General features: G+C 74.2%; 13 protein-coding genes. 4 read left to right on the top strand and 9 right to left on the bottom strand.

All coding sequences use genetic code 11. The features are described 5' to 3' along the window. Nucleotides 1-126: 126 nt before the first annotated feature. From ACZ4W5_RS08710 to ACZ4W5_RS08695, 4 genes are all read right to left on the bottom strand, one after another. Complete coding sequence (locus ACZ4W5_RS08710; protein ID WP_465653641.1) at nt 127-1,215, bottom strand: peptidoglycan recognition protein family protein; 1,089 nt, start codon at nt 1,213-1,215, stop codon at nt 127-129. 262 nt (nt 1,216-1,477) lie between these two features. Beyond that, nucleotides 1,478-2,236: a DeoR/GlpR family DNA-binding transcription regulator gene (locus tag ACZ4W5_RS08705; RefSeq protein WP_360234102.1), complete on the bottom strand. Its 759-nt coding sequence runs from the start codon at nt 2,234-2,236 to the stop codon at nt 1,478-1,480. A gap of 105 nt (nt 2,237-2,341) precedes the next feature. After that, a complete protein-coding gene (locus ACZ4W5_RS08700; protein WP_465653640.1) occupies nt 2,342-3,208 on the bottom strand; it encodes a class II fructose-bisphosphate aldolase in 867 nt (288 codons plus the stop codon). Nucleotides 3,209-3,281: 73 nt separating this feature from the next. Beyond that, nucleotides 3,282-4,154, bottom strand: coding sequence for an SIS domain-containing protein (locus tag ACZ4W5_RS08695; RefSeq protein WP_465653639.1), 873 nt, complete (start codon nt 4,152-4,154; stop codon nt 3,282-3,284). Between the two features lie 221 nt (nt 4,155-4,375). Here ACZ4W5_RS08695 and ACZ4W5_RS08690 point away from each other — a divergent pair, with 221 nt between their 5' ends. After that, entirely contained in the window at nt 4,376-5,584 is a 1,209-nt protein-coding gene (locus ACZ4W5_RS08690) for a 4-hydroxybenzoate 3-monooxygenase (RefSeq protein WP_465653638.1), read from the top strand. A gap of 51 nt (nt 5,585-5,635) precedes the next feature. After that, complete coding sequence (locus tag ACZ4W5_RS08685; protein WP_465653637.1) at nt 5,636-7,366, top strand: methyltransferase; 1,731 nt, start codon at nt 5,636-5,638, stop codon at nt 7,364-7,366. A gap of 67 nt (nt 7,367-7,433) precedes the next feature. Here ACZ4W5_RS08685 and ACZ4W5_RS08680 read toward each other — a convergent pair whose 3' ends face one another. The 5 genes from ACZ4W5_RS08680 to ACZ4W5_RS08660 form a co-directional block, all read right to left on the bottom strand. Next, nucleotides 7,434-9,068 (bottom strand): multicopper oxidase family protein, encoded by a 1,635-nt coding sequence (locus ACZ4W5_RS08680; protein WP_465653636.1) that lies wholly within the window; start codon nt 9,066-9,068, stop codon nt 7,434-7,436. A gap of 121 nt (nt 9,069-9,189) precedes the next feature. Then, nucleotides 9,190-9,906 carry a hypothetical protein gene (locus ACZ4W5_RS08675; protein WP_465653635.1) on the bottom strand — a complete coding sequence of 239 codons (717 nt, stop codon included), beginning with the start codon at nt 9,904-9,906 and terminating at the stop codon, nt 9,190-9,192. A 163-nt stretch (nt 9,907-10,069) separates the two neighbouring features. Further along, nucleotides 10,070-11,305 carry an RCC1-like domain-containing protein gene (locus ACZ4W5_RS08670; RefSeq protein ID WP_465653634.1) on the bottom strand — a complete coding sequence of 412 codons (1,236 nt, stop codon included), beginning with the start codon at nt 11,303-11,305 and terminating at the stop codon, nt 10,070-10,072. A 30-nt stretch (nt 11,306-11,335) separates the two neighbouring features. Beyond that, entirely contained in the window at nt 11,336-12,607 is a 1,272-nt protein-coding gene (locus tag ACZ4W5_RS08665) for an RCC1 domain-containing protein (RefSeq protein ID WP_465653633.1), read from the bottom strand. Between the two features lie 106 nt (nt 12,608-12,713). After that, nucleotides 12,714-12,968 (bottom strand): hypothetical protein, encoded by a 255-nt coding sequence (locus tag ACZ4W5_RS08660; RefSeq protein ID WP_465653632.1) that lies wholly within the window; start codon nt 12,966-12,968, stop codon nt 12,714-12,716. A gap of 285 nt (nt 12,969-13,253) precedes the next feature. Between ACZ4W5_RS08660 and ACZ4W5_RS08655 the strand changes: the two genes are divergently transcribed. Both ACZ4W5_RS08655 and ACZ4W5_RS08650 read left to right on the top strand, forming a co-directional pair. Further along, nucleotides 13,254-14,153, top strand: coding sequence for a hypothetical protein (locus ACZ4W5_RS08655; RefSeq protein ID WP_465653631.1), 900 nt, complete (start codon nt 13,254-13,256; stop codon nt 14,151-14,153). After that, a complete protein-coding gene (locus ACZ4W5_RS08650; RefSeq protein WP_465653630.1) occupies nt 14,153-15,505 on the top strand; it encodes a hypothetical protein in 1,353 nt (450 codons plus the stop codon). Before ACZ4W5_RS08655 ends, ACZ4W5_RS08650 begins: the two co-directional genes overlap by 1 nt. Nucleotides 15,506-15,587: the final 82 nt, after the last annotated feature.

The following is a 15,587-nucleotide window of genomic DNA, read 5'->3' as shown; positions in this document are numbered from 1 at the left end:
GCCCCCGCGCGGGGGAGGGGGCGGTGTGGGATTTGCTGTGGACGCGTGGGACACCCCCCGGGGAGACGTGGGCCCCCCTGTTCCCCTCCCTCTCCGCCCCCACCCCCCCCCCCCCGGGAGGGCGGGTCAGGCCAGCAGCCGGCTCCAGGTACGGGCGTCCACCAGGCCGTCGGCCGGCAGCCCGGCGGAGGACTGGAAGGAGGTCACCCCGGCCTGGGTGCCCGGGCCGAACGCGCCGTCCACGCTCACCTGGATGCCGTGCGCGACCAGCTGGCTCTGCACGGCCTGCACCGCGCTGCCCGAGGCACCGCGGGCCAGCGGCGCCACGGCCTGGCTCCAGGTCTGGTTGCCCGCGACGCCGTCGGCCGAGGCGTGGGTGGTGTTCTGGAAGGCCGTGACGGCGGCCTGGGTCGCGGGCCCGTACGCGCCGTCCACGGTCAGCGACTGGCCGCGCTGCACCAGCAGGTACTGCAGCGTCCTCACCTGCTCGCCCGAGGCGCCGCTGCTGAGCACCGGCCAGACCGGGCCGGTCGGGTCCCCGCCGATCCGCGCGGCGACGTCCCGGCGGATCTGCGGGATCAGCGCGTAGAGGCGGTCCCCGGGGCACTCGGTGTTGTTGAAGTCCCGGTGCCCGTAGACCTGGTAGGCGCGCAGCCCGTACTGCTGGCAGATGTAGGTGATCAGGTCGATCAGCGCGGCGTACTGCTGGCTGCGCGGGTCGACGGTGCTGTAGGTGCCTTCGTTCTCGATGCCGATGGCCACCGTGTTCTGCGCGGTGCAGTGGGCGCCCTCCACGTGCTGGCCGCCGCCGCGCAGGGCCGCCAGGCTGCTGTGGCGGCCCTCCATGATGTAGGCGCCGCGGCTGACGGTGAAGTGCTGGCCGGTGTCGATCCAGTGCTCGCTGTCCATCTGGTAGGTCTGCATCGAGCGGGCCAGCGCGAACGCGGCGGCCTGGGAGTAGTCCGTCACGTTGGGCGTGGCGGTGTGGTGGACGATCACCTTGTCCGGCGCGCCGGACACGAAGTTGAGCGGGCTGCTCGCCGGGCGGGCGCCCCAGGCGCCGGTGTCGGCGATCACCGGGCCGGTGGCGGCGGAGGCCACCCCGCTGGTCAGGGCGGAGCCGAGCAGGGCGCCGGTGCCGACGGCGAAGGCGCCGGCCAGGAAGGTGCGGCGGCCGGGGCCGACGGGGGCGGAGGCGGGGTCAACGGCGTTCATACGGGACTACCTGGTCCTTCGGGGAGCGGGAGGAGACGGAAGGACCCCCTGCCCCGGGCCTGCTGACGGCGCGGGGGCAGGGGGCCTGCACGGCAGTCACGCTAGGAGCGGCGCGAGCCCGTCCGCCACGCTTCGCCGTCCCCTCCCGCGTCCCAGCGCCGTCCCGGGACGACGCCGCCCGGGGTCCGGACGCCGGGCCCCGCTCGCCGGGCCCCGCTCGCCAGGCCCTGACTGCCAGGCCCCGAGTGCCGGACCCCGCTCGTCAGGCCCGCCGCACCCGGACGCCGCTCTCGGCGATCGCCTGCTCCTGGGCGTCCGGCAGCCCCGCGTCCGTCACCAGGTCGTGGACGTCGGTGAGCGGGCAGATCGAGGCGAAGGTGACCCGGCCGACCTTGGTCCGGTCGGCGAGCACGACGGTGTGCGCGCTGCTGCGCAGGAACGCCCGGTCGGTCTGGGCCTCCATCTCGTCGTGGGTGGTGCAGCCCTGCTGGACGGTCAGCCCGTCCACGCCGATGAAGGCAAGGTCCAGGTGGTACTGGTCGAGCATCCGCTCGGCGGCCGGGCCGACCAGCTCGTAGCTGGCCGAGCGGGCCAGGCCGCCGATCACGACCAGGCGGACCTCGGGGCGGACGATCAGCTCCGCGGCGATGTTCACCGCGTTGGTGACCACGGTGAGGTTGCCGCGCTCGGCGAGCACCCGGGCCAGCTCGGTGGTGGTGGTGCCACCGGTCAGGCCGACCACGGCGCCGTCCGGCACCAGCTCGGCGGCGGCCCGGGCGATCCGGCGCTTCTCCTCCGCCTGCTGGTCGCTCCGGTGCCGCAGCGGGATCTCCAGGTTGACCGCCCCGGTCACCGCACCGCCGCGGGTGCGCTGGAGCAGCCCCTGGTCCTGCAGTTCCTGCAGGTCCCGGCGCACGGTCGCGTCGGACACCCCGAGCAGGTCGGAGAGCGTCCGCACGTCCGCGCTCCCCGCCTCGGCGATGTGCGAGACGATTCTGGCGGCGCGATCAGCTTTGAGCATGGACGGAGTGTAGTTCAGCCCGGGTCGACGGTCGGTGACTGCACCCGCGAACAGCTCCGCGCACCCTCGCGCAACCAACCGCGCACCCCGGCGGCGGGCGGCGGGTCAGGGCGAGACGGCGGCCCGGTCCGCCGGTCGGGGCGCGGTCAGGACGCCGAGCAGCCGGGTGACCTCGCGGGCCACCGCCGCCCTCCCCTCCCCCAGGTAGGTCCGGGTGTCCACCAGTGCGGGGTCGGCGGCGAGCCGGCCGCGGACCGCCTCGGTGAAGGCCTTGTTGAGGTGGGTGGCGATGTTGACCTTCGTCATCCCGTGAGCGACCGCCGCCGCGAGCACCGGATCCGCCACCCCGGAGGAGCCGTGCAGCACCAGCGGCACCGGGACGGCGGCCCGCAGCGCGGCGATCAGCTCGAGGTCCAGCGCGGCGGTGCGGGTGAGCATTGCGTGCGAGGTGCCGACGGCCACGGCCAGCGCGTCGACGCCGGTGCGGGCCACGAACTCGGCGGCCTGCGCCGGGTCCGTCCGGGCACCGGGGGCGTGCACCCCGTCCTTGCCGCCGACCTCGCCGAGTTCGGCCTCCACCCAGACGCCCGCCGCCCGGCACTGCCGGGTCACCTCGGCGGTGGTGCGCACGTTCTCCTCGTACGGCAGCGCCGAGGCGTCGAACATCACCGAGCCGAACCCCAGGGCGATCGCCTCCGCCACCAGCGACCGCTCGGTCGCGTGGTCGAGGTGGACGGCCACCGGCACGGCGGCGGCCCGGGCCACCGCGAGCGTCGCCGCGCCGATCGGCGCCAGGCCGCCGTGGTAGCGCACCGCGTTCTGGCTGAGTTGCAGCACCACCGGTGCCCCGGCGGCCTCGGCCCCGGCGACGATGGCCTCGGCGTGTTCCAGCTGGATGACGTTGAACGCCCCCACGCCGTGGCCGCCGCTCACCGCGGGCGCGACGATCTCTCCGGTTCCGATCAGGGTCACGGTGCTCCTCCGGGCTGTGCCGTCAGTGGGCGGGCGGGGCCGGCCGCGGGCGGGTGCTCCGCGGGCCGGCCGGTCACGGCTGGTCCAGCACGATCGAACGGGTGAGGTGGCGCGGCCGGTCGGGGTCGAGGCCGCGCCGGACGGCGAGGCCGACGGCCAGGCGCTGGACCCGGACCAGTTCGGCCAGCGGGTCGAGCCCGGGCACGCTGATCGCGGCCCCGGTCGCCCCGGCCTGGTCGACCAGGCCGGTCGGCGGGGTGTCCAGGAACCAGACCAGGCCCTCGGGGCCGCTGACGCTGATCGGGCCGTGCCGGTACTCCATCGCCGGGTAGGCCTCGGTCCAGGCGGCGGAGGCCTCCCGGACCTTGAGCGCGGCCTCGTTCGCGACCCCGCAGCTCCAGCCGGTGCCGAGGAAGGTGAACTGCCGTGCCTCCAGGGCGCCCCGGGGCAGCGGCTCGGCGAGCGCCGTACGGGCCTGGGCGGGCAGGTCGGCGGGGGCGGCGCCGAGGTGGGCGCGCAGCAGGACGAGGGCGGTGGTGGCGAACCTGGTCTGGACGACGGACCGCTCGTCGGCGAACTCCAGCGCCACCAGGTGCCGGGCGGCGGCGCCGACCGGGGTCCCGGGGTCGGCGGTGATCGCGACCGTCTCGGTGCCGCGCACCCGGGCGAGGGCGTCGAGCACCTCGGTGGTGGTGCCGGAGCGGGTGAGCGCGACGATCCGGTCGTACCGGCGGCCGAGCGGAAACTCGGAGGCGGCGAAGGCGTCGGTCTCGCCGAGTCCGAGGGATTCGCGCAGCGCCGCGTAGGCCTGGGCGATGTAGAGCGAGGTGCCGCAGCCGATGACGGCGACCCGCTCACCGGGTTCGGGCAGGTGTTGCGGGGCCAGTTCCAGGGCGCGCTGCCAGCAGTCGGGCTGGCTGGCGATCTCTTCGTCGACGTGGGCCATCAGGTCCTCCTGCGCGAGACTGCACGATTGTGCGTAAAGATGATCGATTTATAGTCGAGACCTCCATCATTGCGCAACAGTGCGCAGTCCCGATCAGCTTCGAGCAGCACGCCTCGCAGCCGGCGATGGTGTGAAGAACCAGCGAAGATCATCACCCTATTCACCGGTCCGAGCGATTTCGGCGCCTCGTTGTATCCGGCGGTGGCTATGCTCCCCGTACTGTGACTGAACGTCAGACGAGCCGAACAGCCCAGGAATCCGCCGATGTCGTCATCCTCGGCGCCGGACCGGCCGGACTCACCCTCGGGAACCTCCTCCACGCCGCCGGGATCGACTGCGTCGTCCTCGAACGGGCCGACCCCGACCACGTCCGGACCAGGGCCCGGGCCGGGTTCCTCGCCGCCAACACCGTCCGGGTGCTGGACCGCCACGGCCTCGCCGACGGCCTGCACCGCCACGGGAAACCGCACGGCACCTGCGAGTTCCGCACCGAGGACGGCAGCTTCCGGCTCGACTACGGCGCCCTCGGCCGCCGCGAACTCCACACCGTGTACCCCCAACAGGACCTGGTCGCCGACCTCCTGACGCACTACCTGGCAGCGGGCGGCCGGATCGCCTTCGAGACCGAGGCCCAGGCCGTCGAAGGCGCCGACGGCCCCGACCCCACCGTCACCGTGCGCGACCCCGAGGGCCGCCCCGCCCGCTGGCGGGCCCGCTACGTGGCCGGCTGCGACGGCCGCCACGGCGCGGCCCGGCGCTCGCTGCCTGCCGGCACCCGCCGGTACCAGCGCGACCACGGCGTCTCCTGGCTCGCCCTGCTGGCCGAGGCGCCCCCGAGCATGGACGCCGTCGGCTACGCGATGCACCCCGACGGCTTCGCCGGCCACATGACCCGCACCGCCGACATCACCCGCTACTACCTCCAGTGCCGGCCCGGCACCCCCGCCGACGCCTGGTCGGAGGACCGGATCTGGACCGCGCTCGACCGGCGGCTGCGCGCCGACGAGCACGGACCGCTGCAGCACGGCCGGATCCTCCACCGCTCCGTCGTCCACCTGGAGTCGGACGTGCTCGACCGACTCCGGTACGGCTCACTGCTGCTGGCCGGGGACGCCGCCAGCCTCCCCGCCCCGGCCGCCGCCAAGGGCGCCAACCTGGCCGTCCTGGAGGCGGAACTGCTCGCCGAGGCGCTGATCGACGAACTCCGCCGGGGCGACGCCCGGGCACTCGACCGGTACTCCGCGCGCTGCCTCACCCACATATGGCGGGCCCAGGAGTTCGCGCACTGGATGATCCAGCTCCTGCACTCCCCCGTCGGCCAGGCAGCGGAATCGTTCTTCCACGAAGCCATGCGGCGCTCCCGCGTCGAATCCCTGCGCACCTCGCGCACCCACCAGGACTGGTTCGCCGAGAACTACGTCGGCATCTGACCCGCCCTGCCCACCGGGCGCCCCCGCCCCCGCACCGAGGACACCCTCCCCATGACCGCGACACCCCCGGACGACACCGCCCGCCTGCGTGCGACGGCCGAGTTCGTCAGGGAGCACGACACCGCGAGCCTGCTCCCGCTGCTGCTGCCCGACCTCGACGGACCGGAACTGCGGGCCGTGGCCGAACGCTGCCGCTTCTCGCACGCCGCCCTGCTCGTCCTGCCCCCGGACGGCGCCGCGCTCCGCTGCCAACTCGCCTCCTGCGGACTGGAACCCGACGCACCCGCGCAGCCCAGCGTGGTGGTCCGCAGCCGGCTCGCCCGGCGGCACGGCCGCGCCGAGGCCGAGCTCGACGTCAGCATCCTGCGCCCGCCGGTGTCCGGCCCCGGCGGGGAACGCAGCGTCGAGGTGTTCGTGCTCACCGTGCCGCCCGGCTCCGACCTCGCCGAACTCGCCGCCCACGAGCGCGCCCACGAGCACGAGGCCCACCTCGCCTTCGACGTCGCCCACCCCGACCCGCTGGCACTGCGCGGCCTGTCCGCCCTGCTCACCGGGCACGGCGCCGCCCCGGACGGCGGCGGCTACAACCCCCACGAGGACTCCACCGTCCTCTACTTCACCACCCCGGGCGGCTCCCGCACCGGCTACCGGCGGGTCGAGCTGCACGCCCACGGCGACCACCGCACGGTGCTCGCCGACCACCTGGGCGAGGACCCCACCCAGCGCTCGGCCGAGACCCTGCTGCACCAGCTCACCGGCGCCTGGACCACCCAGGCCCTGGCGGTCAGCGCCCGGATCGGCCTGCCCGACGCCCTGGACACCCGCACCGCCACCGCGCCGCGGCAACTCGCCGACGCACTCGGCGCGGACCCGCAGAGCCTCGCCACCCTGCTGCGCTACCTCGCCATGCTGGGCGTCGTCGCCGAACACCCCGACGGCTACCGGCTCACCGGCACCGGCGCCCTGCTGCGCGCCGACGCCCCGGCCTCGATGCGGCCGCTGGCGCTGATGTACGGCGGCCCGTTCTACCGGTCCTTCGCGGAGCTGGAGCACACCGTGCGCACCGGGGAGGCCGCCTTCGACCACCTCTTCGGCGAGAACCACTTCGACCACTTCGCCCGCGACCCCGAACTCGCCGAACTCTTCGACCTGTCGATGGTCGCCGGCTCCCGGATGTTCGACCCGCTCCCGGAGCACCCCGTCATCACCGCCGCGGGCTCCCGCACTCCCGCCGGCACCGTCGTCGACATCGCCGGCGGCAACGGCGAACTGCTCGGCCGGCTGCTCGCCGCCCACCCCCGGCTGCACGGCGTCCTGCTGGAACGCCCGCACGCCGTCGAGGCCGCGCGCCGCCGGCTCGACGCCGCCGGGCTCGGCGGGCGCTGCGGGTACCTGACCGGCGACTTCGCCGACGTCCCCGGCGACGGCGACATCTACGTGCTGTCCCGGGTGCTGCACGACTGGGACGACGGGCGCTGCGCCGAGATCCTGCGGCACTGCGCCCGGGCGATGCCCGCCCACGCCGACCTGCTGATCGTCGAACGGCTGCTGCCCGCCGACGGCTCGCCCTCGCTGGCCACCGCGTGGGACCTGCACATGATGGTCAACACCGGCGGCCGCGAGCGCCGCGCCGACCACTACGGCCGGCTGCTCGCCGACGCCGGGCTGCACCTGCTGGACCACCGTCCGCTCCCGCTGGGCGCCGCCGTCCTGCACGCCCGGCGGGCCGCCGTCCCGGCCCCGACCGGCCCGTCCCCGGCCCTGGCCCGCACCGGCGCGTAGTCCTCGGGTGCCCCGCCGCCGTCGCCCCGCCGCCATCACCCCGGCGGCGGGGCACTCCGACCGCGGGTCAGGACCGGCGCGGCGCCACGTACTCGACGGTCTGCATCATCCCGAGGTCCTCGTGCTGGAGCTGGTGGCAGTGGGCGACGGCCCGGCCGGTGAAGTCCTCGTACCGGACCAGGAAGGTGACGGTGTCGCCCGGTCTGCCGCCGGCCAGGTCGACGGTGTCCTGCCAGACCGGCGGGTCGAGCCGCTCGCCGTTGCGGTGGGTGACCAGGACGTGGTTGGTGTGCAGGTGGAAGGGGTGGTGGAAGGCGGGGTTGGTCTCGGCGGTGCGCAGCGTCCAGCGCTCGACGGTGTCGAGCTCCAGGGTGTGGTTGACGTGGCCGGGGTCGAACAGGCCGTAGGCCGGGTCCCGGCTGGGGTCGCCGCTGGGGTCGGCGGCGGGGGTCGGGTTGCTCCCCAGCATCCGGAAGGCGTTGGGGAACGCACCCGGGAAGACGCCCGGATCGACGTGGAAGAGCACCTCGCGGTCCGCGTCCGGGTTCGCGATGTCGCCCTCGTCGAGGAACGGCTTGCCGGCCGGCAGCGTGGTCGGCAGCTCCATCGGCGGGTCGACCGCCTCGCCCGTCACCTCGACCGTCATCAGCGGCGCGGTCAGCCCCTCGACCCGCAGTTCGTAGCTGCCCGGGTCGTCGACCCGGACCAGGACGTCGGCCCGGCCGCCCATGGTCAGGCGCACCGCGTCGGTGGCGACCACGGCCGGGAAGGTCACGCCGTCCTGGGCGATCTGGTGGAGGGTCAGGTCACCGCCGTCGCCGGTGAGCCGCAGCACCGGCGCGGTGAACGCCGTCGCACAGACCAGCCGCCAGCGCTGCACCTCGCCCGGGCGCAGCGTCACGGTGGGGCCGACCGCGCCGTTGACGGTCAGCACGGCCGGGACGGCGGCCAGCGCGTTGCCGGAGTCGAAGTCGGGGACCGTGCCGTCCTTGAGGCGCAGCTCGTTGAGGCAGACCACCAGGTCGGCGGCGGCCGCGATCTCGGGGACCTCGTCGACGTCGCCCTCGATGATCAGGACCCCGGCCATCCCGCCGACGATCTGCACGGAGGTGGCCCCGTGCAGGTGCGGGTGGTACCAGTAGGTGCCGGCCGGGTGGTCGGCCGGGACGTCGATGGTCGTCACGTACTGCGGTTCCGGGGCGCCGGCCTCGACCTCGTCGGCGGTGCGCGGCTCGAACACCCGGAGCACGTTGTCGGCCTCCCCGGTCGGGTCGACGTGCAGGCCGTGGGTGTGCAGGTTGAAGCTGTTGAAGCCGTGCGGCCGGTTGTGGTCGCCGTCGTGGGGTTCGTTGGGCGGCAGGCCGTTGACCTGGGTCAGCCGCAGGGTGTCCCCGGCGCGCAGCCGCAGGGTCGGGCCGGGGATCGCCCCGTTGTAGGTGCGGGTGGTGACCGTCCCGTAGCCGGGCACGACGGTGTCCGTGAACCGCACGTCGAGGGTCTGCTCCAGCACCGCCCCCGCCCGGTCGGGCAGCCGCCGCGCGGTCCGCACGGCGGGCTGCGGGAACGGCTGCGGGAACGGCTGCGGCGCGGGGGCGGCCGCCGCGTGCCGCCGGGAGAGGATCCCCTCGGACGCGGCCACCAGCACGGCGGTGGGCAGCGCCTTGAGCAGCGACCGACGACTGATTCCGACATTTTCGCTCATGTTCGGGCAATCTAGGTCAACCCGTCCAGGCGGTCCGGAAAGCACACCGGGCACCCGCCGGACATTGCCCGATCATGACCTCAGCCCGGCCACCTGACAGCCACCTGACGGCCACCTGACCTCAGCCGGACCAGACGGTCACCGTCGCCTCCAGCTGGTAGTCCGCCGGGGCGATGGAGTCGACCTTGATCAGCGCGGTGCGGCCCCCCGGGGTCCTGAGGCAGATCATCGTCCCGACACTGACGTGGGCCGAGTCACCCGGATGGCTGGCGGCCCAGTCCGCGCAGGCGGCACCGGAGGGCGGCGCCTGGCCGGTCCAGATGCCGAAGCTGTCGTGCTCCGAGTTGATCTCCTCGCGCACCACCGCCGTCGTGGCGGTGAAGCCCGTCGCGTAGACGCCCTGGGGGAAGCCGGGGTGACGCCCCGGCGGGGTGAGGTCAAAGTCCGCCCCGCCCTCCATCGTGATGGCGACCTGGCCGCTCCAGACCACGGCGGGCCCGGCCGAGGAGGGCTGGGCGGCCGAGGAGGGCGGCGCGGCCGAGGAGGGCGGCGCGGCCGTGACCCCACCGGCGGTGGTCGCCACGGCGGTGGCCGGCCCCGGAGCCACACCGCCCGGCCCCGACCCCGCGCTCACCGGCGGCGCCGTCGGCGTGCCGTCGTTCGGCAGGATCGCCGTCCCCAGGATCAGCGCCAGCACCCCGACCGCGACCACCCCGACCCGGGCGCCCCAGCTCTGCGGCCCCGGCAGGTTGATCCCGGCGCCGCTCGCCGCCTCCTTCGCGAAGGCCACGACGAAGCAGAGCAACCCGAACACCCACAACGTGATGGTTCCTGCCACGGACCCGTCCCCTGCCTGTGCCACCGAACGCGAACGCGCAGATGCTACAAGGAAGCTGACATCAGGGCAGGTCATTTCCCCGGAGCCGGTCCGCCGCCGACCACGACGGCCCGGCTCCGGCGGGAGGCAACGCCGGGGCCGGGCGGTCGTCCGCTGCGGAGCGTCAGTTGGCCAGGCTGAAATCGCCGCCGACCGGGGCGGCGATCTTGTCGACGCCGGTCAGCGCGGTGAGCGAGGTCACCGGGCTGCTGCTGTCCGTCGTGGTGCCGTTGGCCAGCTGGCCGGAGCCGTTGGCACCCCAGGACTGCACGGTGTTGTTGCCCAGCAGGGCGACGGTGTGCTCGCGGCCGCCGGCCACCAGCTGCACGCCCATGACCCCGGGGACGGGGACGGGGGTGATCCGGTAGTCGGTGGTGCCGTCGCCGAGCTGGCCGGAGGTGTTCTGACCCCAGGCCTTGAGCTTGTTGTCGCTGTCGGTGACGGCCAGGCTGTGGTTGCAGCCCGCCGCGAGCTGCGAGACCCCGCCCAGCCAGATGCCCTGGGTGTCGACCGGGGTGTAGCGGCTGATGGTGCTGTTGTCACCGAGCTGGCCGGTGGCGTTGTAGCCCCAGGCCTTCACCGCGTTGCCGCTGGTGGGCTTGGACGGGCCGCTCGGCGGGCCGACCAGGGCCAGGTTGTGGTTGCAGCCGGCGGCGATCCTGGTCACCCCGGTCAGGTTGCTGACCGGGGAGGGGACGTTGCGGCTGGCCGAAGTGCCGTCGCCCAGCTGGCCGTTGATGTTGTAGCCCCAGGCCCAGACCGTGCCGTCCTCGCGCAGCGCGAGGCTGTGGTTGAGGCCGCCCGCGATCGCGACCACCTTGTTGAGGCCCTCGACCCGCACCGGCACGCTGCTGTCCGTGTTGGTGCCGTTGCCCAGCTGGCCGTAGTTGTTCTTCCCCCAGGCCACCACGGTCTGGTCGGCCAGCAGCGCGAGGCTGTGCGCGCCGCCCGCGGCGATGTCGGTGGCGTTGGCGAGGTTGACCACCTGACCGGGCGCGTTGTGGCTGAACACCGAGCCGTCGCCCAGCTGGCCGGAGCCGTTGGCGCCCCAGGACTGGACCGTACGATCGGTCAGCAGCGCCAGGCCGTGGCCGTTGGTGGGCCCGGCACCGCCGGCGGCGATCTTCACCACCTCGGCGCTGGTCAGCCCCAGCACGGTGGTGGCGGTGGTGCGGAAGTCCGTCCAGGTGCCGTCGCCGAGCTGGCCGGAGCGGTTGTTGCCCCAGGACTTGAGGCGCTTCTCCTGGGCGTGCGCGGTGCCGGCCGGCACCGCCGCCAGACCGAGCGCGGTCAGCGCGGCCACCGCGGCGGCGAGCGCCGGACGCAGCCGACTCCGCTGCGCGGTAGGGGAGTTCGTCATGTGCTGCCTTCCTGATGAAGGGGTGGGAGGTCAGCGCGCCAGGCTGAAACTGCCGCTGGAGGGGGCGGCGACCATGGCGACGCTGCCGGACTTGGCCAGCACCTGCACCGGGGTGAGGCGCTGGGTGGTGGTGCCGTCGCCCAGCTGGCCCTTGTCGTTGAGGCCCCAGGACTGGACGGTGCCGTCGCCGAGCACCGCCAGGTTGTGGCCGGCGCCGGAGGCGATGCCGACCACACCGGTCGCCCCGAGGACGGGCACGCTGGTGTTGCGCTGGGTGGTGGTGCCGTCGCCGACCTGGCCGTTGGCGTTGTTGCCCCAGGCGCGCAGGGTGCGGTCCTGGAGCAGGGCGACACTGTGGGTGGCGCCGGCGGCGAGCGCGGTGACGTTCGTGAGCTCCAGCACCTGCACCGGGTAGGGCTTGTTGTTGTTGACGGCCGGAGTGGTGGTGGTCGCGGTGTCGTCGCCCAACTGGCCCTTGTCGTTGAGGCCCCAGGACATCACGGTGCCGTCGGCGAGCAGCGCCAGGGCGTGCGAGGCCCCGGCGGTGATGCCCTTGACGGTGGTCAGCTCGGGCACCTGGACGGCGGTGGTGCGGGTGGCCGGGGTCGGGTTGGGCACGGTGGCGGTGGAGCTGGCCGGCCTGGGGGTGACGCCGAGCTGGCCCTTGTCGTTGTTGCCCCAGGTCTTGACCGTGCCGTCCTTGAGCAGCGCCATGCTGAACGTGTCGCCGGCCGCGATCGCCTTCACGTCCGCGAGCCCGGCGACGGTCACCGGGAGCGAGGCGTTGGTGGTGGTCCCGTCGCCCAACTGGCCCTTGTCGTTGAGGCCCCAGGACATCACCGTGCCGTCCTTCAACAGGGCGAGGGCGTGCGAGCCGCCCGCGGCGATCGCGTCGACCCCGCCCAGCCCGGCGACCAGGCCGGGCACCGCCCACTCGTCGGTGGTGCTGGTGGCGCCGTTGCCCAGCTGGCCCTTGTCGTTCTTGCCCCAGGCCTCGACGGTGCCGTTGGCGAGCAGGGCGAGGCCGAAGCCGCTGCCGGCCGAGCCGCCGGTGCCCCCGGCGGCGACGGAGTTGAGCTCGGCCCCGGACAGTCCGACCACCGAGGTCGGGGTGAGCCGCTGGGTCTTGGTGCCGTCACCCAGCTGTCCGCTGGTGTTCAGCCCCCAGGCGCGCAGCCGCAGGTCGTACGCGGAGGCGGCGGAGGTGGGCAGCGCGACGGAGCCCAGCAGGGCCAGGCTCGCCACCAGGGCGGGGGCGGCGGTCGCGGGCAGGGCGCGGAGCTTGCGGTGCAGCGGGTGCATCTCTTCCTCACGTTCGGGCGGGTACGGGGGCATGGGGATGCCCGGGCGACGGCGGGAGGGTGCCGCCGCTCGGGGCCGGGCCGGCGGTGCGTCAGAGGCCGGTGCGTCAGAGGCAGGGGCGCGCCGGGCCGCGGCGGACGGGCCCGCCGATGACCAGGGCGGGCGGCGGCAGCGGCCGGTGGTGGGCCTGGGTGGCGGACTCGCCGCAGGGCGACACCGGGCGCACCCCGGCCGGGGCGGCCGCGGCGGCGGGGGTCGCGCCCAGCAGGGGCAGGGCGGCGGGGGCCGCGCCCAGCAGGGGCAGGGCGAGGAGCAGGACGCAGATCTTCGGGGCTCGGGCCGTTCCGGAATGGGGTGACATGTCGTCCCTCGCGGTGCGGGCCGCGCGACGGCACGGCCGCACGGCCTGGATGGGAATTGAAGATCGGATTCCCGGAATACCTGCCCCATGATCGGAACGGCCGTGCGGTATCGAACGGGTTTCCACCTTGTTGGCTCAGCCCGATCGTTCGCCGTCGCCCTATCGGCCCGTCAGCTGTTGCGGACGGTGACCGGGGCCCGAAGCATGGACCGCCGGGGCCCGGTGATCATCAGTCACCTCGATCGCAACTGCCCTCCACATCCGCCGAATTCAGTGGGAGAGACCGTGCCGCGAGCGAAACGAGCCAGACTTCTTGCCGTCACCCTCGGTGGCGCCATCGCCCTGGCGACCCCGACCCCGGCGGGGGCGGAGGACACCCAGCCGGCCGTGGTCCCGAACGGCACGTTCTCCTCGCCCACCGTCCCCGCCGGTACCACCTGGGTCCCGGGCGTCGACGGCTGGACCGGCGGAGGGGTCGGCTCGGCCGCCCGCGCCGCCCACCCGCAGGGCTTCCAGGCCGCCTCGCTGCACTGGGGCAGCAAGGCGGTCCCGCTCAGCACCCGGCTGCGCGGCGTACGGGCGGGTGCCACGGTGACGCTGACCTGGGACGACAACCCCGACAGCTGCCCGCCCCAGGGCGCCGCCAAACGGACGTACACCGTGTCGGTGGCGGGCCCAACCAACACCCCGGGCGCTTTCGGCACCAACACCCCCAACGGCGGCGCGAACTGGTACCTGGGGCGGGCCTACTCCTTCACCGCCGCCGAGGACGCACCGCAGATCACCTTCGCCTCGACGACCACCGACTACCTCAACTGCCCCCTGTTCGTCACCAACGTCGCCGCCAAGCAGACCGCCCCGCTGCAGACCCCGCCCCGGCAGGACCCGTGCTCAGGAGACGCGGCGACCAGCCCGCAGTGCAAGGACGTCGCCGACAACAAGGACCAGATCTCCAAGTGCCCGCCCAGCAACAAGGACTGCCTGGCGAGCGTCGCCGGGAACGGCAAGGAGCAGCACGACGGTATCGACAAGCAGACCCAGGCGATGGACGCCTTCAACAAGGTCCCCCGCAACCAGGACCCGAACACGGCCGTCTCCGAGCTGTGCCCGCTGCCCAACGCGCTCACCGACGGGGTCAAGCCCGGTGACGCCGTCATCCCGCCGAGCGACTGGTGGGTCTGCTGATGGGGCGCCGCCTGCTGCTCCGCGCCGGGTCCTCCCTGGCGGCGGCCGGCCTCGCCCTCGCCGCCGGGCCGCCCGCGCGGGCCGCCGACACGGTGGACGTCCCGGTGGCCAACGGCACCTTCGCCCAGCCCGTCGCGCCCGACAACGGGACCGCCGCCGGGCACGCCGACTGGTCACCCGAGAACAACGGCGTGGTCTTCGGCAAGGCCCTCGCCCAGCACCCCGCCGGCTACCAGGCGGCCTCGCTGAACTGGAACGGCGCCGCGCTCGCCCTGCGCACCCGGCTGTGGGGCGTGAAGGCGGGCTCGCACATCACACTGAGCTGGGACGACAGCCCGGGCGTGGACCGGCGCTGCACCTCCGCGCAGCTCAAGGACGGCCAGACGTACAACGTCTCGCTGATCGCCCCCGGGAACCCGCCGGACCCGCAGATCACCACCAAGGGCACCGACACCGTCGGCGCCGCCAACTGGACCACCGGGCGGACCTTCGGCTTCGACGCCCCCGAGGACAACCCGATGGTCTCCTTCGACTCCGCCGAGCAGCGCGACCCGCGCTCCTGCGGCCCGCTGATCACCAACGTCACCGCCCGGCAGACCCCGGCCCCGGTCGACCAGAAGGTCCGCAAGGAGCAACTGCCCGCCCCCAAGGCCTACAAGGGCAACGAGCCGCTGGAGCCGGGCGTCGCGGTGGACGACTGCGAGGGCGCGGCGGCCAACTGCGTGTTCACCGTGGACAAGGGGTCCTCCTACCAGTACTACGGCCAGACCAGGATCATCGGCGAGGTCTACCTCAACTGCAGCCGCAACGCCGTCGTCGACGACCGGCGGATCGAGGTCACCGAGCCGCCGTACGACAGCCTCACCCAGTACTACGCGCTCAAGGGCACCCCGCTGACCCCCAGCCGCTCCGACATCTCGCAGAGCCGCCCCAACCTGGCCGCCCAGGCCGCCGCCGGGTTCAGCGCGGCGGGCGGCAACCCGGCGGCCGTCTCCACCGGCAACCCGCTCACCTGGAGCCGGACCAGCACCAAGGGGATCAACCCCACCATCCAGCCGGGCGAGGTGAGTTGGATCGAGGTGCAGCCGGCCCGGGAGCGGGTGGCGGGCAGTTTCAGCAACGCCCGCAACAGGTACCGGCTGGACGCGACCTTCGACGTCCCGGCCACCTCCCTGCCGGACCGGTACTTCCAGCGCACCGGACCGCTCACCGACGTCGAGCTCCAGCGCTGCGGCTCCGCCCGGCCGACCGCCGGCACCCCGGACAACGGCGCCGGGCCGGACAAGCGCCTGCTGGCCGTCGACGCGCCGCCCGCCGGGGTGGCGACCAGGTCCGTCCCGCTCAACCCCTGAACCCGCTCAACCCCTGAACCCGCTTGCCCCCTTGAACGGCCGCCCGCCCGTGCGTACGGGCGGGCGGCCGGACCGCTGGACG

The organism is Kitasatospora sp. NPDC029367 (assembly GCF_055569135.1).
The sequence above is the reverse complement of the archived record's forward strand: the minus strand, read 5'-3'. Positions and strand labels throughout refer to the sequence as shown.